The 9,543-nt window shown below is 76.2% G+C and carries 10 protein-coding genes; 3 read left to right on the plus strand and 7 right to left on the minus strand.

Translation table 11 applies throughout. The annotated features are described in order from the left end of the window. Window positions 1-2 precede the first annotated feature (2 nt). The 5 genes from ACYVKY_RS21535 to ACYVKY_RS21555 all read right to left on the minus strand — a co-directional run bounded on the left by ACYVKY_RS21535 (window position 3) and on the right by ACYVKY_RS21555 (window position 5,980). On the minus strand, window positions 3-1,478 hold the full coding sequence (locus tag ACYVKY_RS21535; RefSeq protein ID WP_460437044.1) for an MDR family MFS transporter: 1,476 nt from the start codon (window positions 1,476-1,478) through the stop codon (window positions 3-5). A gap of 124 nt (window positions 1,479-1,602) precedes the next feature. Next, a complete protein-coding gene (locus ACYVKY_RS21540) occupies window positions 1,603-2,082 on the minus strand; it encodes a pyridoxamine 5'-phosphate oxidase family protein (RefSeq protein WP_460437030.1) in 480 nt (159 codons plus the stop codon). A gap of 59 nt (window positions 2,083-2,141) precedes the next feature. Further along, complete coding sequence (locus ACYVKY_RS21545) at window positions 2,142-3,392, minus strand: acetyl-CoA hydrolase/transferase family protein (protein WP_460437031.1); 1,251 nt, start codon at window positions 3,390-3,392, stop codon at window positions 2,142-2,144. Continuing rightward, window positions 3,389-4,999 (minus strand): GAF domain-containing sensor histidine kinase, encoded by a 1,611-nt coding sequence (locus ACYVKY_RS21550; protein ID WP_460437045.1) that lies wholly within the window; start codon window positions 4,997-4,999, stop codon window positions 3,389-3,391. The genes ACYVKY_RS21545 and ACYVKY_RS21550 overlap by 4 nt, the downstream gene beginning before the upstream one ends. A gap of 84 nt (window positions 5,000-5,083) precedes the next feature. Continuing rightward, window positions 5,084-5,980 carry a universal stress protein gene (locus tag ACYVKY_RS21555; protein WP_460437032.1) on the minus strand — a complete coding sequence of 299 codons (897 nt, stop codon included), beginning with the start codon at window positions 5,978-5,980 and terminating at the stop codon, window positions 5,084-5,086. Window positions 5,981-6,128: 148 nt separating this feature from the next. Between ACYVKY_RS21555 and ACYVKY_RS21560 the strand changes: the two genes are divergently transcribed. After that, a complete protein-coding gene (locus tag ACYVKY_RS21560; protein WP_460437033.1) occupies window positions 6,129-6,779 on the plus strand; it encodes a transcriptional regulator in 651 nt (216 codons plus the stop codon). Between the two features lie 43 nt (window positions 6,780-6,822). Here ACYVKY_RS21560 and ACYVKY_RS21565 read toward each other — a convergent pair whose 3' ends face one another. After that, a complete protein-coding gene (locus ACYVKY_RS21565; RefSeq protein ID WP_460437034.1) occupies window positions 6,823-7,653 on the minus strand; it encodes an alpha/beta fold hydrolase in 831 nt (276 codons plus the stop codon). Between the two features lie 57 nt (window positions 7,654-7,710). On the opposite strand from ACYVKY_RS21565, the gene ACYVKY_RS21570 reads away from it, so the two are divergent. After that, on the plus strand, window positions 7,711-8,199 hold the full coding sequence (locus ACYVKY_RS21570) for a MarR family winged helix-turn-helix transcriptional regulator (protein WP_460437035.1): 489 nt from the start codon (window positions 7,711-7,713) through the stop codon (window positions 8,197-8,199). A gap of 26 nt (window positions 8,200-8,225) precedes the next feature. Here ACYVKY_RS21570 and ACYVKY_RS21575 read toward each other — a convergent pair whose 3' ends face one another. Continuing rightward, window positions 8,226-8,699, minus strand: a complete 474-nt coding sequence (locus tag ACYVKY_RS21575; protein WP_460437036.1) for a hypothetical protein — start codon at window positions 8,697-8,699, stop codon at window positions 8,226-8,228. Between the two features lie 149 nt (window positions 8,700-8,848). On the opposite strand from ACYVKY_RS21575, the gene ACYVKY_RS21580 reads away from it, so the two are divergent. Beyond that, on the plus strand, window positions 8,849-9,543 hold a 695-nt coding region (locus ACYVKY_RS21580; protein ID WP_460437037.1), incomplete at its 3' end, for a Pvc16 family protein.

A 9,543-nucleotide genomic window follows, 5' to 3' on the forward strand; every position in this document is an offset into this window, starting at 1 on the left:
GCTCACGCGTGGCCCGCGTGCTGCCCGGCCGGGGCGTCGGAGCGGCCCGGCATGACGAGGGCGAGCGCGACCACCAACACCGAGAGCACGGCGCCGACGGCGAACGCGGCGCGCATGCCGCCCAGCGTGGCGGCGACCTCGCCCACCCCGCTCTCCTCGAGACCGGCTGCGCGGGCGGTCATCACGGTGACGACCAGCGCGGTGCCCGTCGCCGCGGCGACCTGCTGCAGCGTGCCGAGCATCGAGCTGGCGTGCGAGTACAGGTGCGGCGGCACCGCACCCAGCCCGAGCGTGAACACCGGCGTGAAGATCGCGGCCAGGCTGACCATGAGCAGCACGTGCACGCCGAGCACGGCCGCGTACGGCGTGCCGGCGCCGACCTGGGTGAGCGCCGCGAGGGCCGCGGTGACGCCGACGGCGCCGGGCACCATGAGCGGTCGCCCGCCGACGCGGTCGAACACCGTGCCCACCCGCGGTCCGAGCAACCCCATCGCCAGGCCGCCCGGCATGACCAGCAGACCGGTCTGCAGGGCCGACAGGCCGCGCACGTCCTGCAGGTAGAGCGGCAGCAGGATCATCGAGCCGAGCATGGCCATGAACGCGACCGACATCAGCACCAGCGCGAGGGTGTACGTGCGGTGCCGCAGCACGCGCAGGTCGAGCAGCGGCACGCCGTTCCGCTGCAGCCACAGCTGACGGACGACGAACACGCCGACCGCGACCGCGCCGCTGACGACGAACGCGACCGGTCGCGCCGCGATGCCCTCGCCGAAACCGCTGAGGCCGTAGACGAGACCGCCGAACCCGAATGCGGCGGTGGCGACGCTGAACCAGTCGACGTAGCCCGGGCGGGTCTCGCCGACGCTGACCAGGCGGCGCAGGCCGGCGACGGTGACCGCGACGGCGATCGGCAGCACCAGGACGAAGATCAGGCGCCACGAGCCGAGCCCGAGCACCAGGCCGGAGACGGCCGGCCCGAGCGCGGGCGCGACCGACATCGTCAGCGTCACGTTGCCCATCACCCGACCGCGGTCGCCGGCCGGCACCACGGTCATCAGCGTGGTCATCAGCAACGGCATCATCACCGCGGTGCCGCCGGCCTGGACGATGCGCGCCGCGAGCAGCACCTCGAAGGTCGGCGCGGCGGCCGCCAGCGCGGTGCCGGTGACGAACACCGTCATCGCGGTGGTGAACGCGACCCGCGTCGTGACCCGCTGCAGGAACCAGCCGGTGACGGGGATGACCGCCGCCATCGTCAGCATGAACGCCGTCGACAGCCACTGCGCGGCCTGCGCGCTGACGCCGAGGTCGGCCATCAGCCGCGGGATCGCGTTGATCATGATGGTCTCGTTGAGGATCACCACGAAGGTCGCCAGCACGAGCCAGCGCACGACGGCGGGGGTGCCGGTGCGGGCCGTGTCAGGGGCGGCGTCGAGCGCCGTGGTGCCGGGCGCTGCGGCGCCGGATGCTGGGGGCACGGTGGTGGTCCCGTCCTCGGGGCAGGTGCTGGTCACGGGGTGGTGACCAGCGTGCTGCACCGGACTCATCGCCCGCACCCGCGTTTCCGCCGCCCTCGGCACGGCCGCGCGGCAGGACGGCGCGTCAGCCGGCGTCGGCCGGCCGCGGCGCGAGGGGCAGCACCCGGCCGGTGACCCGGTCGACCTCGATCCGCACCAGGTGCGGCTTGGGGCCCGGGTGGTGCGGGTACAGCGGCAGCGTCAGGGCGTCCAGCTCGTCGTGCAGCCCGCGCACCCGGCGCGCGGTGCCGTGCACCACGACGCTCCACGCCGTCCCGCCCTTGCGGTCGACGGCGTCGGCCTCGAGGGCGACCGGGTGGTCGACCGCGCCGTCGAGCTTGGTGCCGCCGGCCGAGCGGAACACGATCGACCCGTGGTCGACCGCGTACGTGATCGGGAAGATCTCCGGGTGGCCGCCGACGACCACGGCCAACCGGCCGAGGTCGGTCTCGCGCAGCAGCGACCAGCACCGGGTGGGGGACAGCACCTCCACCTCGTGGGCCGTGGGCCGGTCGGTGGTCCGCTGGTCGGCCGTCCGCTGGTCGGTCGTGTGGTCGGTGGTCATGTCCTCACGCTCCTGCGCTCGTCTGCTCCTGCGCCACCACGGTCGCAACCAGGCGGCGGTCAGGGCAGGGCCGAAGGTCCCGCGAGTCCGAGCTCGGCCGCCTCCTCCCGCAGGTCGTCGCGCACCCGGGGGTGGGCGGCGTGCTCGACCAGGCGGCGGGCCTGCTCCTGCTCGGGGACGCCGAACAGCTCGGCGACCCCGTGCTCGGTCACGACGACGCTCGGCTGGAACGAGGTGACCGGCTCGTCGACGAGCGCCACGACGGTCGACACGTCGGCCTTGGGGTGCCACGAGCGCAGCGCCATCACGGCCTGGCCGCCGGGGCTCTGCACCGCGCCGCTGACGAAGTCGCTCTGCCCGCCGAACCCGGAGTGGATGCGCGCCCCGATGCGCGAGGCGTTCACCTGGCCGAACAGGTCGACCTGCAGGCCGGTGTTGATCGACGTCATCGCCGGCTGCGCGGCGATGCGGCCCGGGGCGTTGATCGTCTCGGTGCGGTGCATGACGACGCGCGGGTTGCCGTCGACCCAGTCGTACAGCTCCTGCGAGCCGAACAGGAACGACGCGCGCACCGGGTGCTCGGGGTCGAGGGCGCCGGCGCGGTCGAGCGCCATCACGCCGTCGCTGAACATCTCGGTCCACACCCGCAGCCCGCGGTGGCCGAGCAGCCCCGCCAGGGCGGCGTCCGGCACCGCCCCGATGCCCGCCTGCACCGTCGCGCCGACCGGGACCAGCCCGGCGACGCGCTCGCCGATCGACCGCGCCGTCTCGTCGGGCTGCACCGGGTCGTGCGTGCCGAGCGGCTCGTCGACCTCGACCGCCAGGTCGACCAGCTCGGTCGCCAGCACGGCGTCGCCACCCGTCCACGGCATCCGCGGGTTCAGCTGCGCGACGACGAGGCCGCCGCGCTCGCGCACCGCCTCGATCGCGGCGGGCAGGATGTTCACCTCGGTGCCGAGCGACACCTCGCCGCCGCGCGGCAGGGTCGTGTGCAGCAGCACGACGTCGGGGACGAGCGTGGTGTGGAACAGCCTGGGCGCCAACGACAACCGCGCCGGTACGTAGTGCAGGCGCGGGTGACGCCGCATCCCCGGACCGACGAAGCACGTCTCCGGCGTGACGCCCTCGCGCAGCGGCAGGTCCGCACGGGCGTTCAGCGCGAACAGCCGGTAGGTGGGCAGGGCGCCGTCGAGCAGCGCGAGCGTGGTCATGGGCGTCGCGTGGTTGCCGGTGACGACGACGCGCGGGTCGCCCGAGCGCAGGGTCGAGGGCAGCGCCGGCGCGAGCGCGTCGGCGTCGAGGGTCCTCACAGGTGTCCTCCGGGTGGGGTGGGGGCCGGGACGGGTGCGGTCCAGCGGAGCCGGGTGCCGCCGCCGGGGGTGGACGCCGCCTCGCACGAGCCGCCCCGGCGCCCGGCGCGCGAGCGCAGGTTGGCGAGGCCGCCGCGGTGGCCGTCGTCGCGCGGCCGCAGACCGGTCCCGTCGTCGGCCACCACGACCTCGACCTCGCCGGCGACGAGGGACACCTCGACGGTCACCGAGCGGGCCGCGGCGTGCCGGGCGGCGTTCGACAGCGCCTCGCGCACGACCGCGACGACGTCGGCCGCGACGTCCGGGGGGACGGCACCCAGCGGCCCGCGGGTGTGCAGGTGCGGGGTGAACCCGAGCGGGCCGGCGGCCGCCGTGACCTCGTCGTCGAGGTCGTCGCGCAGCGTCGCCGGCCCGCGGCGCTCGCGCAGGCGGAAGATCGCGCTGCGCAGGTCCTTGATCGAGGCGTCCAGGTCGTCGACGACGGCCTCCAGGCGCTCGCCGACACCGGCCGGGAGGTCGTGCCGCGAGACCGCCTGCACCGACAGCCCCACCGCGAACAGGCGCTGGATCACCAGGTCGTGCAGGTCGCGGGCGATGCGGTCGCGGTCCTCGAGGACGGCGAGCCGCTCGCGGTCGCGCTGCGCGGCGGCCAGGTCGGCGGCGAGGGAGACCTGGTCGGCGAAGGCGCCGAGCGAGCCGAGGTCGGGCGGCTCGCCGGGACCGCCCCAGGCGAGCACGAGCACCCCGTGCGCGCGTCCGGTGGCGTGCAGGGGCAGCGCCAGCGTCCGGGCCCACGGGCCGACGGCACCCGACCGCGGCGTCCGGGTCGTCGCCGCCCTGGCCGCCAGGTCGACGAGCTCGGGCGGGGCACCGTCGCCGTCGGTGCCCGCGAGCACCACCAGGTCGGCGCCCGACGCCGCCGACGCGGCCTCGACGACGACCGCCCAGGGGTCCTGCGCCGTTCCCGCCGTCAGCACCGGGACGCAGCGCGCGGCCGCCCGCAGCCACTCCTCCCGCGCGCGTCCGCGGGCGTAGAGCCGGGCGTTCTCGATCGCGATGCCCGCGGCCGAGGCCAGGGCGACGACGACGTCCTCGTCGTCCTGGCTGAACTCGTGCGGCCCCGGGCCCTCGCCCTCCTTGCCGGTGAGGTAGAGGTTGCCGAACACGGCGTCGCGGGTGCGGATGGGCACACCGAGGAAGCCGTGCATGGGCGGGTGGTGCGGGGGGAAGCCCACGGCGCGCGGGTGGTCGGTGATCTCGCGCAGGCGCAGCGGGCGCGGGTCCTCGATGAGCAGGCCGAGCACCCCGCGCCCGCTCGGGAGGTCGCCGATCGCCGCCCGGGTGGCGTCGTCGACGCCCTGGGTGCGGAACTCCACCAGCCGGGCGTCGCCCCCGACGACGCCGAGCGCGCCGTACCGGGCGCCGACGAGCAGCCGCGCGGTCGACACGATCCGGTCGAGGACGGACGCCAGGTCGAGGTCGGAGGCGACCACCACCACGGCGTCGAGCAGGGCGGCGACGCGCTCGTGCGAGGCGCGCGCGGCCTCCGCCCGCTCGCGCAGCTCGAGCAGCAGGTCGTCGAGGTCGACCGCGCCCAGCGTCGGCAGCACCCGGACGGGAGCGGGTGCGGCCGTGGGGGTCTGCTCGTGCGGGGCGTCCACCTCCGCGATGCTAGTCAGCGCGGGGGCGGGTCAGAGCAGCGCGACGGGCAGCTGCTCGCGCGGCGCGGGGGGCAGCGGCAGGTCGGCCGGCGCCGTCCGGTGCACCACCAGGACCGGGCACGCCGCCCGCTGCGACACCTCGCGGCTGACCGAGCCGAGCAGCATCCGCCGCAGGGCGCCGTGGCCGCGACTGCCCACGACCAGCAGCGACGCCTCGTGCGAGGCGCCGAGCAGGGCGTCGACCGGGTGGGTCAGGACGACCGAGGTCGTCACGGGCACGTCCGGGTGGTCCTCGGCCAGCCCGGCCACCGACTCGGCGACGAGCGCGCGGCCGTCCTCGACCTGTGCCTGGTCGGGGACGTCGACGAGGCCGGAGGCGTCGACGACCGGCGGCAGCGCCAGCACCGCCCGCAGGCCCACCCCCCGGACCTCGGCCTCGCGGGCCGCCAGCGCGACGGCGTCGCTCGACCAGGGCGAGCCGTCGACGCCGACCACGACGGGGGCGTCGGGGGCGGCCGTGCCACGCCGCGCGACGAGCACCGGGCCGCGGGCGTGCGAGACCAGCGCCGAGCTGGTCGAACCCAGGAACACCCGGGCGACCGGACGGTGGCCGTGCGTACCGGTGACGAGCAGGTCGCCGGTGCGCACCTGGCGCAGCACGGCCGCGGACGGCGACCCGAGCGGCGTCGCGGTGGTCGCGCAGACGCCGCGCGAGGCGGCCAGCGCCGCGGCGGACGCGAGCGCGGCCTGTGCGGTGGCGGTGAGGGCCTCGGCCGAGACCGGGTCGTCGGCGTCGACCGCGCACACCAGGTGCAGCGGCAGGCCCCGGGCGGCGCCGAGGTCGCAGGCCAGGTCCAGGGCCGTACGCGCCGGCGTCGAGCCGTCGTAGGCGACCACGACGCGGGTGGGGACGGGCGACGTGCTCATGGTGGGACCTCCTCGCCGGCACGACGGTCGCGTGCCCGACCCGTCCACGGTGCGGCCGGGACGCGGGTGGCTCCCACGGCCGCACGGCCCGCGATCGCGGGACCTTGGTCCCGTCCCCGGGACCGGTCCGGGGTGCGATGCTGCGCGGGTGACCCGCGTGTTCCTGCTGGACGACCACGAGCTGGTGCGCAGCGGCCTGCGCCAGCTGATCGACGCGGAGGACGACCTCGAGGTGGTGGGGGAGGCCGCGACGGCCGGCGAGGCGCGGCGCCGCATCCCCGCGCTGCGCCCGGACGTGGCCGTCCTCGACGCGCGGCTGCCCGACGGCAGCGGCATCGAGGTGTGCCGCGACGTGCGGGCGGTCGACCCGACCATCAGGGCGCTGGTCCTCACCTCCTACGACGACGACGAGGCGCTGTTCGCGGCGATCGTCGCCGGCGCTGCGGGCTACGTCCTCAAGGACATCCGCAGCAGCGACCTCGTCCGGGGCATCCGCACGGTGGCCGCCGGTGGTTCCTTGCTCGACCCGACGACGACAGCGCACGTGCTGGAGCGGCTGCGCAACGGCCCGCAGGAGGATCAGCGGCTGGCGGGCCTGACCGGCCAGGAGCGGCGCATCCTCGAGCTGATCGCCGACGGCCTGTCGAACCGCGAGATCGGCGCGCGGCTGCACCTGGCCGAGAAGACGGTGAAGAACTACGTGTCCAGCCTGCTGGCGAAGCTCGGCATGCAGCGGCGGACCCAGGCCGCGGTGTTCGCGGCGACGCTGGACCACAGGCCGGACGAGCGGCTGCGCTGACCCCGCGGTGCCGGGGCCGCTGCCGTCCCGGGAGGGCCGCGTCTCACAGGGCGTTGCGCCGGAGGAACGCCAGCACGGCGGCGTCGAACTCGGCCGGGCGCTCGAGGTTGGGGTAGTGCCCGGTCCCGGGGACGACGACCAGGCGCCCGTCGGGCACGAGGGCGGCGAGCTGCTCGCCCATCGCGCGGTGGTCGTCGCCGTCCGCGCCGCCGACGAGCGCCAGCACGGGGACCCCGATCTGCGGGAGCCGCTCCCAGGTGCGGGTGACCGGTGTCGGTCGCACCGGCGGGACGGGCGCGCCGTCCGGGCCGACCTGCACGTGGTCGCGCAGGAGCTCGCGGGCCGTCGTCTCGACCAGGGACCAGACCGCCGGGTCGACGTCGTCGCGGGTGCGGTGCGGCCCTGGTACGAACCGCAGGAACGCCTCGACCCACGCCTCGGGGTCGGCCTCGCGCTCGGCGCGGGCCCAGTCGGCGAACACCTGCAGCGCCCAGGGTTCGGTGAAGCGCGGCTCGCTGGTCGCGGTGCCGCTGACGACGAGGCCGGCCACCCGGTGGGGGTGCTCGAGCGCCACGTCGACCGCGGTGCCCCCGCCCATCGACAGGCCGACCAGCACCGCGCGGGGCACGTCGAGCGCGTCGAGCAGCGCCACGACGTCGTCGCACAGCCGGTAGGGGCCGGTGGCGTCGGAGGTGCCGCCGTGGCCGCGGGCGTCAGGCGCGAGCAGGTGGCGGCCGTCCAGCCCGGCGAGCTGCGGGCCCCACATCCGGTGGTCGACCGCACCGCCGTGCAGGAGGACCACCGGGGTGCCGTCGCCCGGGCGCTCGACGACGGCGACCTCGTGGTCGGGGAGGGTCAGGTGCCGTGGCTGCATGACACCCAAGGTGTCATGTTGCGACCCAGATGACAACCGAGGTGTCATAGTCGGTTCGTGACCCCGCGCCCCGCACCGCTGCCGCCCGACGAGCTCGCCGACCGCCTGGCGCAGGTCTACGTCCTGCTCGGGCCCGTCTATCGCAAGGTGCTGCGGCTCGTGGAGCTCGACCAGCGCCGCACCGGCGTGTCGGTGGGGGTGCGGAACGTGCTCGACCAGCTGCGGCGCGGCGGCGAGCTCACCGTGCCGGCCCTCGCGCGCGGGCAGGACCTCAGCCGCCAGTACGTGCAGCGCGTGGTCGACGAGGCGCGCGAGGCCGGCTGGGTGGAGGTCGTCGACAACCCCGCGCACCGCCGGTCAGGGCTGGTGCGCCTCACGCGCGCCGGCGCCCGCGCCATCGACGCGGTCGTCGCCGGCGAGCTCGAGCGGCTCGCCCGGGTCGACGGCGACCTCACCGCCCGGGACGTGGACGCGACGCTGCGCGTCCTCGACCGGATGCAGGCCGCGCTCGACGACCTGCTGGCGGCCGACGACGCGCCGCGCTGACCCCCGCGGCGCGTCGTCGCGACCGCTCACCAGTCGGTGAGGGCGTCCCAGGCGTCGCTCGCCGCGTCGGACACCGCGTCGTAGGCACCCTCGGCGGCGTCGGACACCGAGTCGTACGCGTCGCCGGCCCACTCCGCGGCGGCGTCGTAGGCGTCGCCCGCCGCGTCCGAGACGGTGTCGTACGCGCCGGAGGCCATGTGCCCCAGGCCGTCGAGGATCTCGCCGTCGTCGAAGGCCTGCGCCGCCGCGTACGACTCCTCCTCGCCGACGAAGTCGAGCAGCCCGTCGCTCAGGGCGTCGCTGATGGCCCCGTCGGTGGCGTACTCGATGCCCGTGGCGATCAGCGCGCCGGCCCCGGCGGCCGCGATGACCGCGGCGCCCGCGGCACCGGCCGCCGCGCCGGCCACGCCCTCGGCCATCGGCGCGAGCAGCGCACCGGCGCCGCCGACGTACTGACCGACGTCCTTGATCGTCTGCTCGTCCTCACCCAGCTCGCTCATGGGTCCTCCTTCCTCGGAGCCGTGCCACGCCGGCACGACGCACCGGTTCGAGCGGCGTCGGTACCCCGGCGATACGGGTGCGGATCCTTTGTGCGCCAACGGGCAGCGCGGCGTATCAGGGCCGGTGCCTCCTCGCTCCGCTCCCCGACGTGGCGCGAGGCCACCCGGACGAGGGAGCACCGGTGTTCCACCAGGTCGACGCCGCGCTGGCGACGCTCATCACCGACGAGGCCCTGGGCGAGGCCGGTGTCGCGATCGCCTTCGACGTACCCAACCGGCCGTGGTTCGCCGCCGTGCAGGCGCCCACGGTGAACGCGTTCCTGTACGACGTCCGCGAGAACGCGTCGCGCCGCGACGTCATGCACGAGCCGGTGCTCGACGAGCAGGGCCGTGTCGTGGGGCGCAAGCCGCCGCCGCCGCGGTACGACCTGTACTACCTGCTCTCGGTGTGGGGCGTGCCCGACCCGGCGCTCGAGCACCACGTGATGGCGTCGGTGCTGGCGGCGCTGGCCCGCTTCGACGTGTTCCCGGCCGACCGGGTGCCCGAGGAGCTGCGCGGCCTGGGGCTGTGGCACCTCAACGTGGCCAACGGCCCGAAGCGGATGATGCCCGGCAACTTCGGCGGCGAGATGAAGCTGCAGGCCGAGGTGGCCGTCACCGTCCCGCTCCCCACCCGCGTCACGGCGCCGACCGCGCCGGCGGTGCACCGTCCGATGGATGTGCGGATGAGCGGCGCCGGCGGCCAGCGCGAGACGGTGACCGGACGCCCGCCCGCCGCCGGACCGCCCGCCGCCGCACCGCCCGCGGGTCCCGGCGGGCCGGGGGCACCTGCCGGGGTGCCGCG

The organism is Angustibacter speluncae, assembly GCF_054777815.1.

Bases quoted from the DNA above. Each gene is read 5' to 3' on its own strand.
- ACYVKY_RS21540 (WP_460437030.1), bottom strand. From the start codon at position 2,082: ATGACCACCGACCACACGACCGACCAGCGGACGGCCGACCAGCGGACC.
- ACYVKY_RS21555 (WP_460437032.1), bottom strand. From the start codon at position 5,980: ATGAGCACGTCGCCCGTCCCCACCCGCGTCGTGGTCGCCTACGACGGC.
- ACYVKY_RS21565 (WP_460437034.1), bottom strand. From the start codon at position 7,653: ATGCAGCCACGGCACCTGACCCTCCCCGACCACGAGGTCGCCGTCGTC.
- ACYVKY_RS21575 (WP_460437036.1), bottom strand. From the start codon at position 8,699: ATGAGCGAGCTGGGTGAGGACGAGCAGACGATCAAGGACGTCGGTCAG.